The organism is Thalassotalea litorea (assembly GCF_043642205.1).
GTDB lineage: Bacteria > Pseudomonadota > Gammaproteobacteria > Enterobacterales > Alteromonadaceae > Thalassotalea_A > Thalassotalea_A litorea.
In genome coordinates, this window is the sequence record NZ_JBHZSG010000005.1 from 72,832 (window position 1) to 97,455 (window position 24,624).

Here is a 24,624-nt window from a genome sequence, read left to right on the forward strand (position 1 = left end):
AAACTCACCTTCTTTAAGGTGAGTTTTTATTATCTGAGGAATTATGTTTTACTCCATCGCCCGAAAATTTTTATTTAAACTCGACGCTGAGCAAGCCCATGACGTGGCAATCAACATGTTCAAATCACCCGCTGCCAACGCGTTAAAGGGGCTGTATGGCGCCAAAGTCGCCGACAAACCGGTTAGCGTAATGGGAATTGAATTTCCAAACCCTGTTGGCCTTGCTGCCGGTCTGGATAAAAATGGCGAATGTATTCGTGGTTTCTCAGCGTTAGGTTTTGGTTTTGTTGAAGTCGGCACGGTTACGCCGAGACCACAACCGGGCAATGATAAGCCGCGTATTTTCCGTATTCCTCAGGCCGATGCCATCATTAACCGTATGGGGTTTAATAACCATGGGGTCGACTACCTGGTTGATCAGGTTCGCAAAGCCAAACAAGCGGGTTTTGATGGCGTGTTAGGCATTAATATCGGTAAAAATAAGGATACCGAGGAAGAAAACGCCAAAGACGATTACATCCACTGCATGCGCAAAGTCTATGAGCATGCAGACTATATCACGGTAAATATTTCTTCACCCAATACGCCAGGCTTACGTGCTTTGCAATATGGTGATGCATTAAATGAACTATTAGCGGCGCTCAAGGTTGAACAAGCGCAACTTGCCGAGACTCATGGTAAATATATTCCCCTGGCCGTGAAAATCGCCCCCGATCTCGATGAACAAGAAGTGCAGGGCATTGCTGACTGCCTGCTTAGCAATGATATCGACGCGGTGATTGCCACCAATACAACGTTAAGCCGGGAAGGGGTTGAACAATTGGCCCATGGTGATGAAATGGGCGGATTGAGCGGCGTGCCGGTTCAGGAAAAAAGTCTGCAGGTGATCAAACTCCTTGCCGACCGACTGGATGGGAAAATGCCGATAATCGGTGTTGGTGGCATCAATAGCGCCGCAGCGGCAAAGGCAAAACTGGCAGCAGGAGCGTCTCTTGTTCAGGTTTACACTGGGTTTATCTACGAAGGTCCTGATCTCATTAAACGTATTGTTGACGAGCTTTAATTCAGAACAAACGGCTTACGCAATTGCTAAGCCGTTTTTGTTGATGGGCACCAGGGAAAGGAATCATGAAATTAGCTTCAATCATAGTAACCATTTTATTGCTTTTTGCTGGCATTGGCTGGTATGTGTTGCATGGCGATGAATGTTCTTCTGACGGATATATTGGCGCCGGCACTACTGTATTTAAAAAAGATGACGAGGGGAATGTCTTTTTATTATTAGCCTATGAGCGGGGGCGAGGTTGGAGCACCTTTGGTGGTGGCCCCAAGAAGCTGGATTTAGAACAATCGGTGTCAGGCTGTGAAACTCCCGATCAGACCGCTGTTCGGGAAAGCGTAGAAGAATCACGCACATTATTATCAGCAAAGCTTTTATCAAGTGCGATTACTAATGCCAAATTCTACGCTAACCCAACATCACGGGGTGACTACATCACCTTTTTGATTGAATTAGAACAACCATTAGAGCTCAATCAATATTATTCCGCGCAATTACCCAATGATCCCGGGTATTATGAAACCAGCGAAATTGCCTGGATTGCGTTAGATGACATACTGACCCGAGGCCGCTTTGTTGAAACCCCAAATGGTCAACCTTTATGGGATGTGTTTTATCAGCAGTTTGATGCCATGTTGCAAAGCCAACCCGAACACTATTGGTTTAATCAGCAATAACCTTTGAGCCTTGCTGCTGCTCAGATAATCCCGGTTTGGTCTGGTAATGTTTGGCAAGGACTCGTAATTGTTGTTGATTGATATCCGGGAAATCAACACGATATCGATATTGATGATGCAGTGCGCTAAAGATACTGGTTTGGCTTAGCTTATCTAATGTTGCTACAAGTTCACCGCCGGTCATCGTTTTACGAAGACAACAGTGGCTAAAGCTTGCAATGATCTCGGTTAAATCTTTGCCTTTTTCGATCAACTGCAAATCTGCTTCCATAAAGTATGCCGCGCCGCTCCAGTAAACTCGCTTAAATGCCCGTTGTTGCCACATATCAGCGCTCACCTCATTTAATTTTCCGGGCTTTTCCTGAGTTTTTATTTTACCTCGCAACAGCCCTTGTTCGATGCGCTCGATAAACTGACTTGAGTTAATGATTTCGCCGCGGAACATGGCAAGATATTGCATGTATGTTGCAAACCCTTCGCTTAGCCAGAAATTTTGATAATCCAGATAGGGGAAATACAAATGCGAGAGTTCATGGTAGAGGGTCCAGTCATTGATAAAACTGCTCAATGGCATATTCGGATTCACATACAGCAGCACTTCAATGGGGTGTTCCCGTAATATTTGCCCCCAGGGAACCGGCTCCATGGCATCTGGATATCCTTTGACGGTAATTTTCAATTGAGCATGGGGGATCGGAGTCAGTGTCGACTCTACCACCTTGACACCTGTGTTAAGCCAATTAGTCACTTTTTGCGACTGCTCAGCGTTTATATTTTGCGTGGTCAGGGATATATTTTCAGCATAACTAGCCCAGGAAAATAGCAAACTGACCAGCAATAGGGTTTTCAAAACAAGGTTCCAGTAACAGGGCATTTAAACATCACTAAGGGGTAATACCAATCACATTAAATTATTGCTCACTCAGTGAGAATTTAAAGGCTTTTAGGCAAGGCTTTGATTGCAGAGAATGGTCGCTCCATTGTCAAAATCAGTAACGCAGGATAAATGCCTTTAAAACTCACCCGTAGGGAGTTTATCTTAAGGTCCATTTACGGCCCTATATTTCATTAATATAGAATGACTATATCAATAAAATCTATGTTGTAACTGAACCTCAGCCCTAACTCTGAGTTGTGCACAAACTTAATGTGATTGGTATAAGTATGGCTTGGGATCACAATTGCCTCCAATTTATGCGCCTGTGTATCAGGCATATTCCATGAATTAATTGGTGAAATATACCAAGTCAAACATTTGCTAAGAGATCAGAAATTAATCTTGATTGGTATCAGACTTTTCAATTCTGTCTTTTGCTTACTAAGCTTATACCAGACTTATCCATGAGAACGTAAATATGATATTAAGACTAATCTCTACGATTGTTCTAATTTCCTTATTCACAGCCTTTTTTGCCGTTTCTAAACAAGCATCAATGTCGATATCCGCCGATGCCAAGGTAACAATCTTTACCGCAAAAAAAGTAATAACCATGGAGCCGGCGACACCTGAAGCTTCTGCGATTGCGGTATCGGGTGACAAAATCGTTGGCATTGGTGACAAAGAAAGTCTCGAAATCTGGAAGAAAAAATATAACGCTAAAATTGATGATCGTTTTAAAGACAAGGTGATTATGCCAGGTTTGATAGATCCCCATGTGCATCCATCATTGCCTGCGGTACTGACTCAGTTTGTGTTCCTTGCGCCCGATGACTGGGAGCTTCCGACTGGAACGTTTCCTGGTGCTAAAACACCACAAGACTATAAAGCTATGCTCAGCAAACAGGTTGAGACCTATTTTGACGATGCCAATCGAGACCCAAATGTGCCGTTTATTTCCTGGGGCTATCACGGTTTGTGGCACGGCGACGTGTATCGCCAGCAACTTAACGATTGGTTTGGCGACAAGCCAGTGATGATTTGGCACCGTTCTTTTCACGAAATCATCGGCAATGACGCCGCATTTAAGCTTTTGGGTATCGATGAGAGCAGCGCTAACGGTGAGAAGGATGTGGACTGGGAAAAAGGCCATTTCTGGGAAAATGGCTTTGTAAAAATGATCCCCAAAATGACGTTTTTATTAGCACCTGACAGATATAGACAAGGTATGGAAACCTTTGTAACTATGATGCGAGAGGCTGGCGTTACCTCGGCCATGGATATGGGCGTCGGAATATTTGGTGACCCGATTGGTGAGGCGAAACTGATTCATACCGTGATGGACAATAAAAAGGCACCGGCGAGATTGGTATTAACGCCGATCATTACCGACTTTATCGCTCGAGGTAAATCACCAGAGCAAGCGCTACAGGAGGTTGAACAATGGAACGCCAACAACAGCGAGCGAGTAATGTTCGACAAACATTTTAAGCTGATGATGGATGGTGCAATTTACTCCGGTTTGTCGCAATACAAGTTTCCAGGATATATCGATGGTCATCAGGGACAATGGATGGCGCCAATGGAGGTTACCTACAGCTATGCGGAAACATTCTGGAATGCGGGTTATCAACTACATGCCCATACTAACGGTGATGCCAGTGCTGACGCTCTTATTGATATTGTTCGTAAATTACAGGCCCAAAGACCACGATTTGATCACCGGGCTACGCTAGAGCATTTTGCCTATGTCACCGATGAACAAATTGCGCAGATGCACGAACTGGGGATGACAATTTCAGCTAACCCTTATTATCAATACATTTTATCGGATATCTATGCCGAAAAATGGTTGGGTGAAGATAGGGCTCGTAATATGGTTCCTCTGGGCACCGCGAGAAAATATGGTATGAAAGTCGCGCTACATTCGGATTGCCCAATGGCACCTTTAAGTCCATTGACGTTAGCCTGGGCGGCGGTGAATCGTACTACCATTAATGACAATGAAAATAACCAGTATCAGGCACTATCCGTTGATGAGGCATTGCGCGCCATTACCATTGACGCTGCCTGGATGATGCGTAAAGAATCTCAAATTGGTTCCATTCGTACTGGTAAACAAGCCGATTTCACGATTCTTGAGGATGATCCATACAAGGTGGATCCCATGAAAATCAAAGATATCGATATATGGGGCGTGGTATTCTCCGGACAGGTATACCCGAATCAAAAACAGTAATAAATTAAAGAGACGTAGTAAACTATGAAACAAGCAATCGTTGGCTTTTTGCTTGATGAAGAAGAGCATTGGGTAGCTAAGCTGTCCTGCGGTCACAATCAGCATGTAAGGCACAATCCCCCTTGGCAAAATCGCTCCTGGGTCGTGACAGATGAGGGGCGTAAACGAAAAATAGGATTTCGCATTAATTGTAAAAAATGTGACTTAAATGCACCGAAAGATTGGCGCTAAATGACTTGTTTGCTTCACTCCGAGAAAGAAAAGTGATTCGAATTAACGCGTTATCTTTATATTCTGCTAAGGTTTTACAAGGGCTGTGAATTTTGTTGACTGATGAGTAGTACATTTAAGAAAACTGAACAGCGTGTAACCGTGATGGCGAAACGTCAAATTGAGATACAGGGTTTATTATGAAAAAGATTTTATTAGCATTAGTGGCGGGTTTATTTATCGTAGGCTGTCAGCCCAAAGTTGGTTCAGATGAGTGGTGTGCCAAAATGAAAGAAAAGCCTAAAGCAGACTGGAGTGCCAATGAGGCTGCGGATTACGCAGAGCATTGTGTGCTAGATCAAAAGCCAGACGATGATGAATAGCAGCAACGTTTAATCACGTTGTACATCGAACCATAGGATTTGGTATAAAAAAGCCTGCGTTAGCAGGCTTTTTTACGCAAATGCGTTTAGTAACTTTCGTTATGAACACTCAGTACGGCACGGCCTGACGGATCTGCGTTATTTTGAAAGCTCTCATCCCAGGCAAGGGCAGCTTCGGTTGAACAGGCAACGGATTTACCGCCAGGAATACATTTAGCGGCAGAATCCAGTGGGAAATGCTCAGCAAAGATACTTCGGTAGAAATATGCTTCTTTGGTATCTGGGGTATTATGCTCGAATTTAAAGCGCGCATTTTCAAGTTGCTGATCACTTACCAGAGCTTCAACATGCTCTTTTAAACTATCGATCCAGGAATAACCGACGCCATCCGAAAACTGTTCTTTTTGACGCCATAGGATCTCTTCAGGTAAATATCCCTCAAACGCCGAACGTAACACGTGTTTTTCAATCTTGCCGTCAACACACATTTTGGCCTGCGGGTTTAATCGCATTGCCGTATCCATAAAGGTTTTATCTAAAAACGGTACTCGTGCTTCAACGCCCCAGGCAGACATTGCTTTGTTTGCCCGCAAGCAATCAAACATATGAAGCTTGCTCAACTTACGTACGGTTTCTTCGTGAAACTCCTGAGCATTGGGTGCTTTGTGAAAATACAGATAGCCACCAAAGATTTCATCTGCGCCTTCGCCAGATAACACCATTTTAATGCCCATGGCTTTGATTTTACGCGCCATTAAGTACATCGGGGTAGATGCGCGAATGGTGGTAACATCATAGGTTTCCAGATGATAAATCACTTCTTTGAGCGCATCGATGCCTTCTTGTACGGTAAAGTGCATAGAATGGTGCACGGTACCAATGGCGTCGGCAACCTTTTGCGCAGCGATCAGATCCGGGGAACCTTCTAGACCTACTGCAAAAGAGTGGACCTTAGGCCACCAGGCATCACTAAGACCGTTTTCTTCGACACGTCGAGATGCAAACTTTTGAGTGATGGCGGAAACCAGAGACGAATCCAGACCGCCGGAAAGCAATACGCCATAAGGAACATCGGTCATTAGATGAGATTTTACCGCTTGTTCAAATCCCTGACGCAATTCTTCAATATTGGCCGGGTTCTCAGCAACGGCCTGATAGTCTTGCCAGTCTCGCTGATAATAAGGCTTAATTTCACCCTCGGTTGAGTCCAGATAGTGACCCGGAGGAAATTCGCTCACGGTTTTGCATACTGGCACCAACGCTTTCATTTCCGATGCGACATAAAAATTACCGTGTTCATCAACACCGGTGTACAAAGGGATAATCCCGATATGATCGCGGGCGATTAAATAGCGTTGCTTTTCTTTGTCATACACAACAAACGCGAACATACCTTCAAGACGATCGATGAAGCCACTACCTTGCTCGTCGTAAAGGGGAAGGATCACTTCACAGTCGGACTTGGTTTGAAATTCATAATTACTGGTCAGTTCCTGTTCCAGTTGCTTGTGATTGTAAATTTCGCCATTAACCGCTAACACGTGATTTCGATTTGAGTTATATAGTGGTTGGGCGCCATTTTCAGTATCAACAATCGCTAGACGTTCATGAACTAAAATAGCCTTTTCATCGGCATATACACCGGACCAGTCTGGACCGCGGTGTCTTAATAATCGGGACATTTGCAAGGCTTGCTCACGCAATGGTGTTGCGTCACCTTGAATATCCAGCACACAAAAAATTGAACACATGGTGGTGTTACTCCTTTTACCATAATATCGAAATCACGTAGTTTTTATTCTTTTGCGAAAACGGCAGAATTAGGATCAGATACACGAGGCGTGAGGTTCACTAAACAAGTTACTGCTTTGTTTTCAAGAATAAAAAAGGCAGCCGTATTAACGGCTGCCTTTGAGAGTCTAATATTTAAACGTAAAAATCAATAGCAGTTCGCTATAAATTAGAATAAATATTCAACTTTTTATTAACATCGGTTTCAGATGGTTATTAATGAACCCTAATTTGCAATTATTTGCGCTGAAATTCACTGCTTTTTGACCACTTTGGCCAATCCGTTGAATTGGCAACCTGAAACATAGCATCAAAGGTTAATTGCAAATCTTCAATTGCACCTCGTAAATCCCATTGTGGATTGTATTCATCACACAACTGATGGTAGCAACGGCGCATATCCGGTAATACCTTAGCGCGATACTTTGCTACCTCATCGTTAAGTGGGATGCTACCGCCTCCTGCGAATACAGCAGGCACGCCTTCTTTTGCAAAGTTAAAATGATCAGAGCGATAATAGCTGCCGGCTGCCGGGTTAGTTTCTTTAACAAGGTGACGACCCTGCTTTTCCGCGGCTTTTGCGAGATAGTCTTCTACCTCAGATTTGCCTTTGCCACGGACAATCATGTCTTTGGTTTGACCCAAAATATTGAGGCTATCAAGGTTAAATACGGCAACCGTTTTATCTAATGGATAAGCGGGGTTTTGAGCATAATACAAAGAGCCAAGCAGGCCTTGTTCTTCGGCGGTGGTAGCGATGACTGTAATCGAACGCTTTGGAGCTTTATCTAAAGAGCCAAATGCTTTAGCAATTTCGATCATGCCGCCAATGCCGGTTGCATTGTCGTGGGCACCATTATAAATCTGATCACCTTGCAGTGATGAATCCGTTCCTATGTGATCCCAGTGGCCAGTCAAAAGAATTTGCTCATCTGGCGTTTTTGAGCCTGGTAGCGTAGCGATAAAATTATGCGAGGTGGAACGTTTAAGGGTACTGTTAACGGTCGCACTTGCCATTAAATCCAGAGATTTGGCAATCGGACCCTGCAGCGCTTTTTGTTTATATTCGTCAAAGTTCAATCCAGCCTGCTGGAACAGTTTTACCGCCGACTCATGGGTTAACCAGCCTTCCAGACCAACTCGCTGCATATTTTTATCTTCACGATACAAACCATATTGTGGGCCTGTCCAACCATTAGTGACTACGGACCAGGGGTAAGATGCCGGTGCGGTTTCATGCACAATAATGGCAGCGGCTGCGCCCTGACGGCTTGCTTCTTCGTATTTGTAGGTCCAGCGACCATAATAGGTCATGGCACTGCCGGTAAACAAATCTGGGTTTTGGGTTTCAAACCCCGGGTCATTAACGAGCATCACCACGGTTTTGCCTTTTACATCCAGTCCCTGGTAATCATTCCATTGATATTCTGGTGCATTGATGCCATAGCCGACAAACACGATTTGCGAGTCTTTAATGGATTCTGTTTCACTCACCCTTGATGTGCCCAACACCATATCATCAACGTAGTTAAAGGTATGGGTTTTGCCTTTGCCTTTTACGGTTAAGGCCATATCCGCATCGGCGGTAATTTCAGTAAGTTCAACCGGTTGCAGGAAACTTCCTTGATAACCGCCGACAAATCCGGCTTCTTTAAAATGTTTGGTCAGGTAGTCCATGGTTTTGGTTTCACCTTCACTGGTCGGTAAACGGCCACCAAAATCGTCAGATGCCAGGGTTTTTACATGCTGATGTAACTGCGCTTCTGAAAAGTTCTGATAGGCCTGTTCAACTGTTTTTGCCTGCACAGGCAATGCAATGGTTGCCGCCATAGAGACTGTCAAAGCCGCACCGAATGCGCTGTAAAATTTACGTTTCATAGAAATTCGTTTCCTTAAAAAATCCAGGATTAAATTAGCCTGTTGTCTGGCTAATTGGAAGTAAAATTCGATGAACTTTGGCGCAGGGTCGGCAGATAACCGACGTCAATGACGGTTAAAAATCATTGCAATGTTTAGTAACCGGTTTAAACTTGCAAGATAACAACGGGTTAGGTTTTGCATATGGATTGTTTAATTGAGCCCGCTTAATCGTCCTGACGATTACTCAGTGCATTCAAAGGAATATTATGATTTCCGTAGAGAATCTTACTAAGACGTTCACCCTCAATACCCGCAGTAAAAAAGATCGCAGTCATAAAATTGATCCACGCCAACATGATGGTGTGTTCAATGCGTTAACCGGAGTGAGCTTTCATTGTGAACGCGGTGAAGTTCTTGGGCTGTTGGGACCAAATGGCGCTGGTAAAACAACCACCCTGAGAATTCTATCTTCGGCCTTGAAACCTGATAGTGGTGCCGTGCGAATCAATGAAGTCGATGTGGTCAAATCTCCCTTGCTTGCGAAACAGAAAATCGGTTTTCTCTCCGGCAAAACCGGCCTGTATGGACGGTTAACCGCGCGTGAAAATATCGAATTTTTTGCGCGCTTACATGGTGTCAATGATGAATACTTAGCAACCGAAGCTCAGACCATCTATCAAAACCTTGGCATCGTTCAATATCTTGACCGACGGGTCGAGCACCTTTCTACCGGAATGCAGCAAAAAGTATCCATTGCCCGTGCGGTGGTCCACAAACCAGACGTTTTGGTGCTCGATGAGCCCACTACAGGGTTGGATATTATGGCCACCGAAATCATTCTTGAGTTTATTGAGTTGATGAAAGAGCAGGGCACGGCGGTTATTTTTTCAACCCATCACTTAGATGAAGTGGCGATGCTGGCGGACCGAGTAACGGTTATTGACCAGGGAAAAAGTGCGTTTTCTGGTTCCCTTGAAGCGTTCAGACAGCTGAGTTCAGACAGAGATTTACGACGTTCATTTATGCATGTGTTAAACCTGGAGAAAGCGTATGTGGCAAGTATTTAATAAAGAGCTGATAGAGCTGTTAAGAGACACCAAAACCTTATTTTTTATTATTGCCTTGCCGATGGTGGTGTTTCCGGTTTTATTTGGACTAATTGGCTTTTTAGGTTCCAGCGCTGCATTAAAAGAACATCAGAAAATGGTGCGCTATGTGCTCGTCAACCCCGATGCCTCAGAGCGCTTCGCCAATACCATGTTCTACCACAGCGATTTTGAAAAAGTCGACTTGGAGCTGACCTCGGAAGACGAATACATTGAGGCGATCAAGAATGATAAAGCCGATCTCGTCATTGTCTTGAATCCGGATTTTGAAAAGCATTTGGCCGCCGGCGAATCCAGCCCCTGGCAGGTGTATTATAATGGTGCCAATGTGATCTCCGGCATTGGCATCAAAGTGAAAGAGGCCTTTGAAGAATTTACAACGGTGATCCAGGATAAAATGCTCGCCGAAAAAGGTTTTAGCGCCAGTGAATTGTTGGCCTTTAAAGATCCGGTTATTTTTGAACAGCATGATACCGCCGATGAACGGGAAAGCTTTGGTGAGACCCTTGGCGGGTTTATCCCGTATATCTTGATCCCACTTTGCTTAACCGGTGCCATGTATCCCGCGATTGATTTAGGCGCGGGTGAAAAAGAGCGGGGCACCATCGAAACCTTGTTACTGACGCCGGTTTCACGCTTTGCCATTGTTATCGGAAAATTTCTGACCATTACAGCAACGGCCATGATGACCGCACTGATCACCATATTTTCGATGGTATTCTGGTCATTTATTATCGGTAGCTTATTTGATGTCTCTCAGGTTTCGAGCATTCTTTCGTCGGTTAGCTGGTTTGACTATGTGTTGATGGTGTTATTATTGGTGCCGGTTTCGGCTATCTTTTCGGCAATTTTGCTGGCGATTTCAATTTATGCAAGTTCTTACAAAGAAGCACAAAATTATATGGGACCGTTAACCATTTTGGTGATATTTCCGATTATTGCGCCGATGCTGCCGGGGATAAAACTCAATTTCACCTGGGCGTTAGTGCCAATTTCGAATGTTGCTTTGGCAATTAAGGAACTGCTTAAAGGCACCATAGACTATGGCTATCTAGTGCCGATATTCCTGTCGACCGGATTTTTTGCCTTTGTATCCATTGTCTTTTGCGTCTATTGGTTCAATCGTGAATCGGTATTATTCCGCTAATCATTGATGATGGATACAACACGCATTTTGGGACAGGATTAACCTGTCCTAGTCCATACCAATAACCGCGACTTTGCCACTTATTCCCATTCTTGCTAGCCAGACATAAAAAAAACCCGAAATTCTGCACTTTTCACTATGTTAGTGCATTTTTTCGTGTAAAATTATCGGTTTTGAAAATAGCCACCAGTGTGCACTGGGCAGATTTGTTGCTGGTGCTTAGGTAAACCATATTCATTCGCGAAGTATCGCCCGAGGAATATATGAATTTAGAAGAGATAATCTCGCAGGCTGAAGAAGCCGTTGCGAGTGCCACAGATGTTGCCGGCCTGGATCAGGTTCGGGTGGAATTTCTGGGCAAAAAAGGTAAGTTGACCGAGCAATTAAAATCTCTCGGTAAGTTGAGTGCAGAAGAGCGCCCAAAAGCCGGACAACTTATCAATCAGGCTAAACAACAAGTACAGGCCTTGATCCATCAACGCGGTGAGCTATTGCGCGCCGAACAAATAAAACAAAAGCTGGCGGCAGAGGCCATTGATGTTACCTTACCGGGTCGCACCAGTGAAGCCGGCGGTTTACACCCGGTGAGCAGAACGATTGAGCGTATTGAAACGTTTTTCACTGAGCTGGGCTTTGCGGTTAAATCGGGCCCTGAAGTTGAAGATGATTTCCATAATTTTGATGCCTTGAATATTCCGGACCATCATCCGGCACGTGCCGATCATGATACCTTCTACTTCAACCCGAAATTGGTTTTGCGCACGCAAACCTCAGGCGTACAAATTCGTACTATGGAAGTAGAAAAGCCGCCGTTACGCATCATTTCTCCAGGTCGTGTATATCGTAACGATTACGATCAAACTCATACGCCGATGTTCCATCAGGTGGAAGGCTTGATGGTCGATAAAGACGTAAGCTTTACCCACTTAAAAGGCATTTTGCACGATTTTCTTCATAACTTTTTTGAAGAAGATTTGGAAATCCGCTTCCGCCCGTCTTACTTCCCATTCACAGAACCTTCTGCGGAAGTCGACGTTAAAGGAAAGAACGGCAAATGGTTAGAGGTACTGGGCTGTGGCATGGTACATCCTAATGTGCTGCGCAGCGTCGGCATTGATCCAGAAGTCTACACCGGCTTTGCCTTCGGTATGGGAGTAGAGCGTTTAACCATGTTGCGTTATGGCGTTAATGATCTGCGTGCATTTTTTGAAAATGATCTTCGTTTCTTGAAGCAGTTTAAGTAGGAAGCCGATAATGAAATTTAGTGAATCCTGGTTAAGAGAGTGGGTGAATCCGGCCAATACTTCCGATGAACTGACCCATCAAATTACCATGGCCGGACTTGAAGTGGACGGCGTTGATGCGGTTGCAGGTGAATTTACCAATGTGGTTGTTGGTGAAGTGATTGAGTGTGGTCAGCACCCAGATGCCGATAAACTACAGGTTACCAAAGTAAACGTTGGTGACGAGGTCGTTGATATCGTATGTGGTGCCAAAAACTGTCGCTTAGGACTTAAAGTTGCGGTTGCGAAAGTGGGCGCGGTATTGCCGGGCAACTTTAAAATCAAAAAGGCCAAGCTTCGCGGTCAACCCTCGCACGGTATGCTGTGTTCTGAATCAGAGCTGGGTATGGCAGAAAGTGCCGATGGCATTATCGAGCTGGCAGCCGATGCACCTGTCGGTGTAAATATTCGTGAATACTTAAAACTTGATGATGTCACCATTGATGTTGATCTAACTTCAAACCGTGGCGATTGTCTGGGCATTCGCGGCCTTGCCCGTGAAGTTGGTGTATTAAACAACCTGTCGGTTAATGAAGTGAGTTGCGATGCCATCGCACCTGGCATTGATGATGTATTACCGATTGAGATTACTGCCGGTGAAGCGTGTCCACGTTACTTAGGCCGTGTGATCAAAGGCATCAATGTTAATGCCACCACACCGTTGTGGATGGTAGAGAAACTGCGCCGTTGTGGCGTTCGTGCTATCGATCCTGTGGTTGATGTGACTAACTACGTACTACTTGAGTTGGGTCATCCAATGCACGCGTTTGATTTGGCGAAAATCGATGGCGGTATTAATGTTCGTTTCGCAACAGCCAATGAGCCTTTAACGTTGTTAGACGGTCAGGAAGTCAAACTTAACGAGCAAACCTTGGTAATTAGCGACCACAGTAAACCACTCGCGATGGCGGGTATTTTCGGTGGTGAAGATTCTGGTGTGTCGGCGAACACTCAGGATATCTTGTTAGAAAGTGCATTTTTTGCACCGTTAGCGATTTTAGGTAAGGCCCGTCAGTACGGATTACATACCGATGCATCCCATCGTTATGAGCGTGGTGTTGATCCTGAGCTGCAGTTTGCAGCGATGGAACGAGCAACCGCATTATTGCTTGAAATTGTTGGTGGTCAGGCAGGCCCTATCGTTGAAGCAAAATCTGAAGCGCATTTGCCAAAAGCCAATCAGGTCACGTTACGTCGCTCAAAATTAGACAGCCGTATCGGTATTCACATTGAAACCGAACAGGTCACTGAAATTTTGACCCGTTTAGGTTTCACCGTTGCCTTTAAGGATGACCAATGGTCGGTTGAAGTTCCGCCGTATCGTTTTGATATCAGCATTGAAGAAGACTTAACCGAAGAAGTGGCTCGCGTATACGGCTACAACAATATTCCAAATGTTGCACCAAAAGCTAAGTTGACCATGCGTCAGCATCAGGAAGCGACGCTTACGATCGGCAAGTTTAAAGATGTTCTGGTAAATCGAGGCTACCAGGAAGCGATTACATACAGTTTTGTTGACCCGAAAATCCAGGAACAGCTGTTCCCTGAACAGGACGTGTTAACGCTTCCGCATCCAATTTCTTCGGAAATGTCGGTAATGCGGGTAAGTTTATGGCCGGGATTATTGCAGTCAGTTGTTTATAATCAAAACCGTCAACAAAGCCGGGTACGTTTGTTTGAAAGTGGTTTGAGTTTTATTCCGGACCCACAAGCGGAAAATGGTGTGCGCCAGGAAGCAATGTTTGCTGGTGTTATCACGGGTCTTCGCAGCGGCGAACACTGGCAACTTGAAAAAGCTGGCGTTGATTTTTTTGATGCCAAAGGTGACGTTGAAGCGTTGTTGGCTCTGACTGGCAATACTCAGGCTTATGAATTTAAGGCCGCAGAACACAGTGCTTTGCACCCTGGGCAAACGGCTGCGATTTATCGCGGGGATGCGTTAGTCGGTTATGTTGGTACGGTTCATCCTGAGCTAGAGCGTAAGCTAGGTTTGAATGGCCGCACGGTGGTATTTGAACTGCGTCAGAGCGAAATTTTGACTCAGACAATCCCACAAGCACAGGACATTTCCAAATTTCCTGCAAACCGACGCGATATTGCCGTCATTGTCAAAGATCAGGTTAGCGCAAATTCTGTATTACAACTCATTGAAAAGGTTGGCACAAATCACCTAGTTGACCTAGAATTGTTTGATGTATATCAGGGTAAAGGAATTGAGCCAGGTTATAAAAGTCTGGCTATCGCATTAACCTTGCAAGACAAGGAACGTACTCTGGAAGAGAAAGACATCAATCATGTTGTGCAAACCGTTGTGCAAGCCCTGACCACTGAACTTGATGCATCATTGAGAGACTAAGAGTATGGCGCTAACTAAAGCAGAAGTATCTGAACACTTGTACGAAAAACTCGGATTAAGCAAACGCGACGCAAAAATGATGGTGGAGGAATTCTTTGAAGAGATCCGAACCTGTCTGGAAAAGGGCGAGCAAGTAAAACTGTCCGGTTTTGGTAATTTTGATTTGCGAGTGAAAAACGAGCGCCCGGGTCGAAACCCAAAAACAGGTGAAGATATTCCAATCTCCGCACGTAAGGTAGTTACATTCCGTCCAGGACAAAAGCTAAAAGCTCGTGTAGAAGAAGCGAATAAAGATTAATTTTGCTGATTAGTATGAAAAAAGGCGCCTGTTGGCGCCTTTTTTATTTTCTTTTGTTGAAGCCGCTCAACCCGTATTAAAGCAACCGAATGCGAACAGCCGTGAGTTCCATAAAAACTCTCGAAGGTTTGAAATCCATATAATTTACAAATAGTTATAATCAATTTTGATTGACAAGTTAGCGAATTTGATTACGATGGATTTAGTAGATATCTGATGTTCATCGGTTCATCGGTTCATCGGTTCATCGGCATGTTACTGCTCAGCCGAATGTTTAAGGGTATAAACGCAATAAAAAAGGATGGTTTTATGGGCTCACTATCAATACGTTTTAAAGTTATTGCACTTACCACAATAATTTTCTTGTTAGCGGGATTCACCGTTACGTATAAAATGTCGCAAAATCAGCATACGCTTGAACTTCTAGAGTCACCTAAGATTCATGATGTTTATGTGTTGGAAAAAGATATCGTAAACCGATATTGCAAATTTCGTGAAAAGTATGTGATTGCACAAATTGCTAGCGTAGAAGAAGCGCACGTTACCGTTAAAGTCAGCAATTTTGTGTATATGAAAGCGTCAGATGCGATCAAAGGTATTCGCTCGGATAAATTACTCACCCATAAGTTTTTCTCGCAAGAATTAGCCCGCTTAGCTAAGGCGGATTTGTTAAGAAGCTGGCAGCAAGGTTTGATCAGTGACGTTGGCCGCTCCAGCGATAATATGCATCTGTATGGTGGTATCGTTATCGATAAGTCACCACAACCCGTTCAAAAAAAGCGGAAAATTAGAAAAGGCGAAGAGGCTAATCAATTAGCTATTTCTTATTATCAGGGCAACATGGGCTATGAAAAGAATCTCGATGAAGCGTTTCGTTTGTTTGAACAGGCAGCTAAACAGGGTCACCCTTATGCGCAAGTGAGTCTCGCTCAAATGTATCGTGATGGTGAATCCGTAGATACGGATGTTAAGGCTGCCTTGTATTGGTTCGGGGAAGCGAAAAAGCAAGGCGTCGCCTCTGCTCAACAAGAATATGACAGGCTGTGCCAAAAAATGGCAGAATGTCTGAAATAACTAGAATTCGGAATTATTTAAAAAGGGTTGAAATGCAAAGGTTTGCAACAGGAGCTTTAATTGTTGGGTTATCAATTGTCTACCCGGTATTGGCATATTTGCTTTTGCCGTTGTTAACGGATTTATTTTTACCCGTGTTATCGAAAGTGCAGGACACAGAAAGCCTCGTATATTTACTGCTGTTAGGAATACCTCATAATCTAAGCTTTTTTGTCTCGGCAGCTATTGCGGTTTGGGTAATCAACAAGTTCTTTTCTCGCTTTAAGGTTCTGATTTGCCTGCTAATCGCGTTACCACTAGTACTAACTACGTTGCCTTTTGAAACGTCCTCTGCGGTGAATCAATACCAGTCGATAGTCCACATTAAAGACTTATTAATTTTCTTGCTCACCCCAACATTGATCTATCTTGTGAGCAAAATGTTTTCTGGCAATAAGCGCAGGCCAAACTAATTCTTTATGTTTGAGTCAATTAGTGATGTTAGAACCAAAAGACAGTGAGTCTAAAAAATGAATAGCAATTTACAGGTAGGGGATTGGGTTCGAAGTTACGGTTCTGGCATATGGAAAATACACAGAATTTTAGAATTAAGCGACTTTAATTTTGCCTCGATGTGCGATGAAAAAAGAACAATAGTATTTTGTTGCCGTTTCGTGAATGACTCATTCAATCGTTCATTTACGACAGAATGTTGCGATTCTTCCTTGGTCTCTCATTTGGATGTTGCTCAAACGCGAAAGCTGAGTATTTTTATCGACGATAACCCCGAATTGATAGCGAAATTTAACGCCTACAAGCCAAAAAGTATTGATGCTGTTTTAAATGCACGAGTGCAAATTCCGGAAACAAATAGTACGGATAAATTAGAAGCAGCTTTGTCGGGACTAGAATCTTTAACCGCAGAAGACGTTTTCGAAAAATTACAAAAATTAGGAATTGAAGCAAAACAAGTGCCCAATTGGACTGCCCAATTTATTTCTAGGGGTCATGAAACTGCCGATGATAAATTGCTTTACAATTTTTCGAAGTTACTTTGCTTTTAATTAAGCGTTTATCAATGACTTTGATCCCTTGAATTTATTAATTTAATACAAACATAGTGTGGTAGGTAGTAAACCTGGGTTGTAGTGAGCTAACCTCAGACTTTGGGGTCCCGCCTAATAGAAAACTATATTCGCCAACTAAGTAGCCTGGAAAGATGAAAGAGTAGGGTTAAGCAGGGTATTGTTATCACGCGTAAAGTAGAAAAAATTGTCGGAGTAATTGTCCTAGTTGCTTTAGCCATTGTTAGTTCGCTTACCATGACCTTATGCGGTGGTACATTTACTCAAAATGCCCTAGGTACTAGTGCGTGCTCTTTTGCACAAACTCGATTTAATGGCTTTGCTTCTCCTTTTCAATATCAACTAGAAATAGTAAGCATAAGCTTTATATTGATAGTTCTCGCTTTTGCCTTGCTTTGGTTGGTTTATCGAAGGCTTAAGGAGAAGCAACGGGAGTAGATACCGTGCAGCATCACGGTATGACGAGGGTGGTAGTTTTTTCTTCCACCTCCCACCTTCCGCCAGCGCAGCTTACCTCTTCATCAACAGCGCTTCTGGAGTTACCTAAAACTGCCATTAATACTATTCAACACTCGTTGCCCTGGACAGAGTGCGTCTTCTCGAAGTTCGTTCAATGGTGTATCTGAGGTTTGATTTACTTCATGGTAGGTATCGATGGCCGGGTTCACATAAAACAGGCCGGTTAAGATCTGATTCTTGGCTTTGTGCTCTTCAATCATATTCACTGCGTGCAGCTTATCGTCACTGCGATAATCATTAGCCACCTTGTACAGGCGAATTAGCGAACCATCGTGCAGGCAGATATCGTGATAGTTACCAGCAGGTAGATCGCAGCTTATCTCGTCTTTAACGGGCACGAAATCGCTGATAGCGGCGGTACTCACATGTTGCTGCACATAATCATAAGAACGCTTGGAATTCGCCTGATTATTAAAGGTAACACATGGCGAGATGATATCGATAAAGGCAAAGCCCTGGTGGGAAATTGCGGCTTTTAATATCGAAACCAGCTGTTTGCGATCGCCAGAAAAGCAGCGCGCCACAAAACTGGCGCCTAACTGCAATGCCATTACACACAAATCAATTTCATTGAATGGGCTAATTTCGCCAGCTTTATTGCGGGCGCCTTTATCGGATGTGGCTGCAAGCTGGCCTTTGGTTAAACCATAAACACCATTGTTAGCAACCATATACACCATATCAAGCCGGCGGCGAATGACATGGGCAAATTGGCCTAAGCCGATAGAGGCCGTATCACCATCGCCAGACATCGCCAGATAGGTTAAGTCTTTATTGGCAAGGTTTGCACCGGTCGTTACCGATGGCATGCGGCCATGCACCGAGTTAAAGCCGTGTGAGCGGCCGAGAAAGTAATTAGGGGCTTTAGACGAGCAGCCGATGCCCGACATCTTAGCAATTTTATGTGGCGGCAGGGAAAGCTCTGCACAGGCATGGACAATGGCAGCCGATATAGAGTCGTGGCCACAGCCTGCACAAAGTGTCGATACCACACCTTCGTAATCCCGATAGGTTAAACCAATCTCGTTAACCTTGAGGTTTTGATGGCGGAATGTTGATTTCGCGTAACTTATCTGCGCCCCCTTTGACGAATAGGTGCTATTTTCCGTGCATTATTAATATTGTCGATCACAGCATCGGCGGTAAGGGATAAACCATCAAAATTTAATACCGATACCAGAGAGTGGGGCGAGGCATCCAGTTCATTGATTAGCAAGGTTCGCATTTGCGCATCGCGGTTTTGCTCTATCACATAACAGCTTTTGCGTTTGCGAATAAACTCCGCCACTTCCGGTCCAAACGGGAATGCACGAATACGCATGGTATCTACCATCAAGTCCTGCTGTTGGAATTTATCGATGACTTCATCAATCACCTGAGCACTGGTGCCAAAGTAAATCAGTGATACATCAGCAACCTGGCTTTGTTGATTAATTTGCGCCTCAGGCACCAAAGACGCCGCGGTTTTAAATTTCTTCTCCAGCCGCTGCATATTATCGACATAATCTTCCGAGCGTTCGCTGTAAACCGCATTGCGGTTACGTGATGTGCCTCGGGTAAAGAAAGCGCCTTTATTCGGGTGAGTTCCTGCCAGCGTTCTCGGGCATATACCGTCATCATCCACATCTTGATAACGCCCATAATGGCTTAACGCTTCGAGTTGCTCCTCATTGAGTACCTTACCTAAATCGTATTGGCGCTCATCATCCCATTGAAACGGCTGACACAGATGATCGTTCATGCCTAAATCGAGATCGCTCATTAAAATTACCGCCGTTTGCAAACGGTCTGCTAAGTCAAAAGCGATGGTGGTAAGCTCAAAGCAATCGGTAGGGCACTTAGGAAACAGCAACACGTGCTTGGTATCGCCATGGGAAGCATATGCACAGGCCAGAATATCCGATTGTTGTGTCCGGGTTGGCATACCCGTCGAAGGGCCAGCACGTTGAATGTTCATTAACACCACCGGAATTTCGGCAAAGTACGACAGGCCAAGAAACTCGGACATCAATGATACGCCAGGCCCGCTGGTGGCGGTAAAGCTTCTGGCACCATTCCAGCCAGCGCCAAGCGCAATTCCAATGGCCGCCAGTTCATCTTCAGCCTGGACAATGGCATAATTTTTTTTACCGGTAGCCGGATCGATGCTCAGACGTTCACAATAATTCGAAAATTTCTCAATCACCGATGTTGAGGGCGTAATTGGGTACCAACCGACAACCGTTGCTCCGGCATAAACAGCGCCAAGTGCACAGCCAGTATTGCCATCGACCAGGATTTGGTCGCCAATTAAATCTCGGCGTTCGACTCGGGTTTCTAAGGGACAGTTAAAGTGAGTATGGGCATATTGGTAGCCCAACTCCAGAGCAAAGATATTCGGCGTGATCAGCTTTTCTTTACCTTTAAACTGGTCGCTCACCAGGGTTTTTAGTACATCAAACTCAATGTCTAGAAGGGCCGCAAGTGCACCGACATAAATGACATTTTTAAACAGTTGTCTAAGCCTTGGATCCTGATATTCTTTCAGACAAATTTCGGCGATCGGAATGCCTAGAGTGGTTATTGAATCCGGTAAAGACGTGAGTTCGTGTGGGCGAGTACTATCATAAAGCAAATATCCATCAGGGCGCACATCCTGCAAATCCTGCTCAAAACTTTGCGCATTCATCGCCACCATAATGTCGGCACCACCACCACGTCTGCTTAAATATCCTTGCTCACTAATTCTGACTTCATACCAGGTAGGCGATCCCTGAATATTGGAAGGAAAAATATTTTTCGCGCTAACCGGAATGCCCATGCGCATAATAGCTTTGGCAAACATGTGGTTGGCACTTGCAGAACCGGTACCGTTAGTATTGGCAAAACGAATGACAAAATTATTGGTTTTATCGGTGGTGTTTGTTGTCATTTGATGGTTGCCTCAATGTTACTTAAGATCAGCTTTTGCATATCCCAGGCACCTGTTGGGCAACGTTCTGCACACAAACCACAATGAACACAGACGTCTTCATCTTTTACCATGATACGGCCGGTATTAAGGGTGTCAGAGATAAAATAATCCTGATCCGAATGCGCCTTTTCGACCCTGAGCTTGCCAGCGAGTAAGGTTTCGGTAGGCCCTGATTGCTGGATGTCGTCGATGAAATTAATACAATCTAAGGGACAGATGTCTTCGCATGCGGAGCATTCAATGCATTTTGTCTCGGTAAATACCGTTTGAATGTCGCAGTTTAAGCAACGTTGTGCCTCTTTCAGCGCTAATTGTTCATCAAAGCCCAGTTCGACCTCTGTCGCTAATTCATGACTGGCCTGTTGCCAATCAATATGAGGGACATCGCGCCGTTGATGATGCTCAATTTGATTATCGTAACGCCATTCATGCATGCCCATTTTCTGACTTACCAGATTAAAATCACTGTCTGGCCGGTTCGCCGGATTTTTACCCTGACAGAATAAATCGATAGAAATGGCGGCTTTATGGCCATGGGCCACGGCGGTAATGATGTTTTCCGGGCCGTATGCTGAATCGCCACCGAAGAACACCTGAGGCAGGGACGATTGCAAGGTTAGTTTGTTAAGTACCGGCTGCGCCCAGTCGTTAAACTGCAAGCCAATATCCCGCTCAATCCAGGGGAAGCTGGTATCCTGGCCGATAGCAACAAGCACTAAATCGCAATCTACGCCGATGATTTCTCCGGTAGGGGTTAAGGTTCGATTATTGGATTTATCGTAACTGGAAATCACTTTTTCAAACGATACTTGAATCGAGCCATCGTCGTTTTTCTTATATTCCAGGGGGCTATGATCCGGCATAATGGCAATGTTTTCTGCTATCGCATCTTCTTTTTCCCAGGGCGATGCCTTCATCGCTTCAAAGCTTGAGCGAACCAATACTTTTACTTCAGTCGCTCCGAGGCGCTTTGCTGTCCGGCAACAATCCATGGCGGTATTACCACCACCTAAAACCACAACACGTTTTGGCGCTTCATCAATATGTTCAAAACTGACACCGGATAACCAGTCTATACCGAGTTGGATATTGTCTTTACAGTCATCATAACCGGGTAACCCTAAATGGCGACCTTTTGGGGCACCGGTACCGATAAACACCGCGTCATAGTTTTTACTTAGTAAGCTATCGAGACTTTCTATGGGGTGATTGAAAAAGCCATTTACGCCCATATCAAGAATGTAGTTTAGCTCTTCGTCTAATACGTCATGGGGAAGACGGAACTGGGGAATTTGCGTTCGCATCATGCCGCCGGCTTTACCGTCACGCTCAAACATATCGATTTGATACCCTAACGGCAGCAAGTCCCGAGCAACGGTTAATGATGCTGGGCCGGCGCCAACTAAGGCAATGCGTTTACCGTTATGTTGTTTGGGCACTTCAGGCAGTCTGTCGGTGATATCGTCTTTGTAATCGGCCGTTACGCGCTTTAAGCGACAAATAGCAACGGCTTTATCTTCTACCCGGGTACGACGGCATGCTGGCTCACAAGGCCTGTCACATACCCGACCAAGAATCCCGGGGAATACGTTTGATTGCCAATTTAACATGTAGGCATCGCTGTAACGCTTTTGCTGGATTAGACGAATGTATTCGGGCACGGGAGTGTGTGCGGGGCAGGCTTGTTGGCAATCAACAACCTTTAGGTAGTGTTGGTAGTGATTAACGTCGGTTTTTTTCAAAGTTAACCCTGATCATTATTGTGTAACGATACCTTAACTGTACACAAAATAATCAGTTGTTTCCTATTTTAGGATTGCGGTGTTAATTTTCCCAGAGTTTGACTGAACACAAATGTTGACAACAGAGCCAGAATTAAACCGGTTGCCAAAGCGCTCGGCTGTAAGGGCAGGGCAAGCTGAAAATCATGTAAGGTTGCTCTGGCGATGGCCGAATCCATACCGGTCAGGAAATAATATACCTGCTGTAGATAATCGCCTTGAGTGAGATTGTTCAGATGCGAGGTAAGCCAGGCGATTCGATCAATCAGGTTGAGCACTAATTCCGCACTGGCATGGACGCCGGGATCGCCGCTATTGCGATACGCGACAAGCAGTTGTGATATATCGCCGTGATGATGTTTGTCGGCAATAGACTGAAAACTTTGCAGTTGCAAGTGAGCTTCATCAAGGTGTCCGGCCAGGCGCTGTTTATACGCATTAATAAATGCGGGTATCTGCATTCCTAGCAAACACGTAACCGTAAAAATGATCTTGTCCGATAAACTGGCAATAAGGCGAAACACGGCGATGATTCTCTTGTTGTTGTTCTTGTTACTTCATCTTACCTTTACCTAGCCAGGAATAACAACTTTGTTAGAAAGCCTTTTTTCAATTACGGTTTGCGATACAGGAGTGTTATAATCGCGCCCATATCTGCCTAATCACATTCCCTATGAACGAAAAACTGATCATTGAACAATGCCAACGCTGGGTAAGCGATATTGTCGTTGAGCTTAATTTTTGCCCCTTTGCGAAAAAAGAAGTCATTAATAACACCATACGTTATCAGGTGGGCCACGAATTAGATAAAGAGCTTGCCCTGACATTGCTCGCACAGGAGTTGCAATATCTGCAGAATCACCCGGAAGTGGAAACCACGTTATTAATCCTGGCGGATGGTTTTTCTTTCTTTGATGACTATCTGGAACTGCTGGATTTGGCGCAACAATGGTTAAAAATGAGCAAATTGGAAGGCATTTTTCAAATTGCGACATTTCATCCGGACTATTGCTTTGCTGATGTATCAGAAGATGATGTCAGCAATTATACCAACCGTGCACCTTGGCCAATCCTGCATATTCTCAGAGAAGAATCGATGTCTCGTGCCGTAGATGCCCATCCGGATCCTGAAGCAATACCGGAAAGAAATATCGCATTGTGTGAACAAAAAGGTCGACAATTTTTTATCGACTATTTAGCATCGTTGCACCCAACAATTAAAAAATAATCTTCTGTTTATGTCCTTTTATTGGCAAGAATTCTTTACCATTGCTTTGGTACATTTTTTAGCGGTGGCCAGCCCTGGTCCCGATTTCGCCATCGTATTAAAGCAAAGCCTTACCCGAGGTAGGCAATACGCCATATTAACCAGCTTAGGGGTAGGGACTGGCATTGGATTACACGTTGCCTACTCGCTTTTAGGTATTGGTTTAATTATCGCGTCAAATCCAGAGTATATTCGTTGGTTAAGCGTTATCGCCGCCCTTTATCTTGCGTATATCGGGTGGGGCGGTATAACGGCAAAAGCAGGCGATGGTGCATTGGTTAATATTGACACTAAAGAAGATATTGCGAAGCAATCGAAATGGCGCGCCTTTGCGTTAGGGTTTGTTATCAACGGCCTGAATGTAAAAGCAACGTTGTTTTTTGTGGCGTTGTTTTCCGTGGTGGTCTCCATTGCCACGCCATTATGGATTAAGGCCTCGTATGGTGTTTACATGATGCTGGCGACAGCGGCTTGGTTTTGTTTGGTGTCCTGGCTGTTTACCATTGAAAAATATCAACAAAAGCTACAGAAAAAACGGCATATCATTGAGCGGGTCATGGGCGTTGTATTGATGTTACTGGCTGTGCGGATAATCTGGCAGCTTTGAAACCTTTTATGACGAGAATATGTGTTTAAAATCAAATTTATGATTCCACCCTTTACACAAAAAAGTTCGATA

Annotated in this window: 22 protein-coding genes; 15 read left to right on the forward strand and 7 right to left on the reverse strand. The window is 44.5% G+C overall.

The features are described from left to right. Positions 1–43: 43 nt before the first annotated feature. Together pyrD and ACHUFQ_RS04085 are read left to right on the forward strand one after the other, a co-directional pair. Positions 44–1,063, forward strand: coding sequence for a quinone-dependent dihydroorotate dehydrogenase (pyrD, locus tag ACHUFQ_RS04080; RefSeq protein ID WP_394173235.1), 1,020 nt, complete (start codon positions 44–46; stop codon positions 1,061–1,063). Between the two features lie 65 nt (positions 1,064–1,128). Beyond that, positions 1,129–1,737 (forward strand): NUDIX domain-containing protein, encoded by a 609-nt coding sequence (locus ACHUFQ_RS04085; protein WP_394173237.1) that lies wholly within the window; start codon positions 1,129–1,131, stop codon positions 1,735–1,737. Here the strand turns inward: ACHUFQ_RS04085 and ACHUFQ_RS04090 are convergent. Then, positions 1,724–2,587: a M61 family metallopeptidase gene (locus ACHUFQ_RS04090; protein WP_394173239.1), complete on the reverse strand. Its 864-nt coding sequence runs from the start codon at positions 2,585–2,587 to the stop codon at positions 1,724–1,726. The two genes, ACHUFQ_RS04085 and ACHUFQ_RS04090, sit on opposite strands and share 14 nt — an antisense overlap. 505 nt (positions 2,588–3,092) lie before the next feature. On the opposite strand from ACHUFQ_RS04090, the gene ACHUFQ_RS04095 reads away from it, so the two are divergent. The 3 genes from ACHUFQ_RS04095 (at position 3,093) to ACHUFQ_RS04105 (ending at position 5,446) form a co-directional block, all read left to right on the forward strand. Next, complete coding sequence (locus ACHUFQ_RS04095; protein WP_394173241.1) at positions 3,093–4,853, forward strand: amidohydrolase; 1,761 nt, start codon at positions 3,093–3,095, stop codon at positions 4,851–4,853. 24 nt (positions 4,854–4,877) lie between these two features. Then, positions 4,878–5,084, forward strand: coding sequence for a DUF3565 domain-containing protein (locus ACHUFQ_RS04100; RefSeq protein ID WP_394173243.1), 207 nt, complete (start codon positions 4,878–4,880; stop codon positions 5,082–5,084). Between the two features lie 179 nt (positions 5,085–5,263). Continuing rightward, complete coding sequence (locus ACHUFQ_RS04105) at positions 5,264–5,446, forward strand: DUF3012 domain-containing protein (RefSeq protein WP_394173245.1); 183 nt, start codon at positions 5,264–5,266, stop codon at positions 5,444–5,446. Positions 5,447–5,532: 86 nt separating this feature from the next. Here the strand turns inward: ACHUFQ_RS04105 and asnB are convergent, their stop codons facing one another. Next, positions 5,533–7,197 (reverse strand): asparagine synthase B, encoded by a 1,665-nt coding sequence (gene asnB / locus ACHUFQ_RS04110; RefSeq protein ID WP_394173247.1) that lies wholly within the window; start codon positions 7,195–7,197, stop codon positions 5,533–5,535. 277 nt (positions 7,198–7,474) lie between these two features. Beyond that, positions 7,475–9,115, reverse strand: coding sequence for a M28 family metallopeptidase (locus ACHUFQ_RS04115; protein ID WP_394173249.1), 1,641 nt, complete (start codon positions 9,113–9,115; stop codon positions 7,475–7,477). A 248-nt stretch (positions 9,116–9,363) separates the two neighbouring features. On the opposite strand from ACHUFQ_RS04115, the gene ACHUFQ_RS04120 reads away from it, so the two are divergent. The 8 genes from ACHUFQ_RS04120 (at position 9,364) to ACHUFQ_RS04155 (ending at position 17,404) form a co-directional block, all read left to right on the forward strand. Further along, positions 9,364–10,164: an ABC transporter ATP-binding protein gene (locus ACHUFQ_RS04120; protein ID WP_394173250.1), complete on the forward strand. Its 801-nt coding sequence runs from the start codon at positions 9,364–9,366 to the stop codon at positions 10,162–10,164. After that, positions 10,148–11,350 (forward strand): ABC transporter permease, encoded by a 1,203-nt coding sequence (locus ACHUFQ_RS04125; RefSeq protein WP_394173252.1) that lies wholly within the window; start codon positions 10,148–10,150, stop codon positions 11,348–11,350. The genes ACHUFQ_RS04120 and ACHUFQ_RS04125 overlap by 17 nt, the downstream gene beginning before the upstream one ends. Positions 11,351–11,613: 263 nt before the next feature. After that, positions 11,614–12,594, forward strand: coding sequence for a phenylalanine--tRNA ligase subunit alpha (gene pheS, locus ACHUFQ_RS04130; protein WP_394173254.1), 981 nt, complete (start codon positions 11,614–11,616; stop codon positions 12,592–12,594). A gap of 10 nt (positions 12,595–12,604) precedes the next feature. After that, the gene (gene pheT / locus ACHUFQ_RS04135) at positions 12,605–14,989 is read left to right on the forward strand and encodes a phenylalanine--tRNA ligase subunit beta (RefSeq protein ID WP_394173256.1); all 2,385 of its coding nucleotides are present in this window, start codon (positions 12,605–12,607) and stop codon (positions 14,987–14,989) included. Between the two features lie 4 nt (positions 14,990–14,993). After that, positions 14,994–15,287 (forward strand): integration host factor subunit alpha, encoded by a 294-nt coding sequence (gene ihfA, locus ACHUFQ_RS04140; protein WP_394173258.1) that lies wholly within the window; start codon positions 14,994–14,996, stop codon positions 15,285–15,287. A gap of 309 nt (positions 15,288–15,596) precedes the next feature. Then, on the forward strand, positions 15,597–16,361 hold the full coding sequence (locus ACHUFQ_RS04145) for a tetratricopeptide repeat protein (protein ID WP_394173260.1): 765 nt from the start codon (positions 15,597–15,599) through the stop codon (positions 16,359–16,361). Positions 16,362–16,393: 32 nt separating this feature from the next. Then, positions 16,394–16,813: a hypothetical protein gene (locus tag ACHUFQ_RS04150; RefSeq protein ID WP_394173262.1), complete on the forward strand. Its 420-nt coding sequence runs from the start codon at positions 16,394–16,396 to the stop codon at positions 16,811–16,813. A 57-nt stretch (positions 16,814–16,870) separates the two neighbouring features. After that, positions 16,871–17,404 (forward strand): hypothetical protein, encoded by a 534-nt coding sequence (locus ACHUFQ_RS04155; protein WP_394173264.1) that lies wholly within the window; start codon positions 16,871–16,873, stop codon positions 17,402–17,404. A gap of 560 nt (positions 17,405–17,964) precedes the next feature. On the opposite strand, the gene ACHUFQ_RS04160 is transcribed toward ACHUFQ_RS04155, so the two are convergent. The 4 genes from ACHUFQ_RS04160 to ACHUFQ_RS04175 all read right to left on the reverse strand — a co-directional run bounded on the left by ACHUFQ_RS04160 (position 17,965) and on the right by ACHUFQ_RS04175 (position 23,202). Next, positions 17,965–18,936, reverse strand: a complete 972-nt coding sequence (locus ACHUFQ_RS04160) for a 2-oxoacid:ferredoxin oxidoreductase subunit beta (protein WP_394173266.1) — start codon at positions 18,934–18,936, stop codon at positions 17,965–17,967. A 77-nt stretch (positions 18,937–19,013) separates the two neighbouring features. Beyond that, complete coding sequence (locus ACHUFQ_RS04165; protein ID WP_394173268.1) at positions 19,014–20,855, reverse strand: 2-oxoacid:acceptor oxidoreductase subunit alpha; 1,842 nt, start codon at positions 20,853–20,855, stop codon at positions 19,014–19,016. Next, the gene (locus ACHUFQ_RS04170; RefSeq protein WP_394173270.1) at positions 20,852–22,639 is read right to left on the reverse strand and encodes an FAD-dependent oxidoreductase; all 1,788 of its coding nucleotides are present in this window, start codon (positions 22,637–22,639) and stop codon (positions 20,852–20,854) included. Before ACHUFQ_RS04170 ends, ACHUFQ_RS04165 begins: the two co-directional genes overlap by 4 nt. 68 nt (positions 22,640–22,707) lie before the next feature. Then, on the reverse strand, positions 22,708–23,202 hold the full coding sequence (locus ACHUFQ_RS04175) for a DUF2937 family protein (protein WP_394173272.1): 495 nt from the start codon (positions 23,200–23,202) through the stop codon (positions 22,708–22,710). Between the two features lie 149 nt (positions 23,203–23,351). Here ACHUFQ_RS04175 and ACHUFQ_RS04180 point away from each other — a divergent pair, with 149 nt between their 5' ends. Both ACHUFQ_RS04180 and ACHUFQ_RS04185 read left to right on the forward strand, forming a co-directional pair. Next, complete coding sequence (locus ACHUFQ_RS04180; protein WP_394173274.1) at positions 23,352–23,906, forward strand: DUF1415 domain-containing protein; 555 nt, start codon at positions 23,352–23,354, stop codon at positions 23,904–23,906. A gap of 10 nt (positions 23,907–23,916) precedes the next feature. Beyond that, positions 23,917–24,552: a LysE family translocator gene (locus ACHUFQ_RS04185; protein WP_394173276.1), complete on the forward strand. Its 636-nt coding sequence runs from the start codon at positions 23,917–23,919 to the stop codon at positions 24,550–24,552. Positions 24,553–24,624 lie beyond the last annotated feature (72 nt).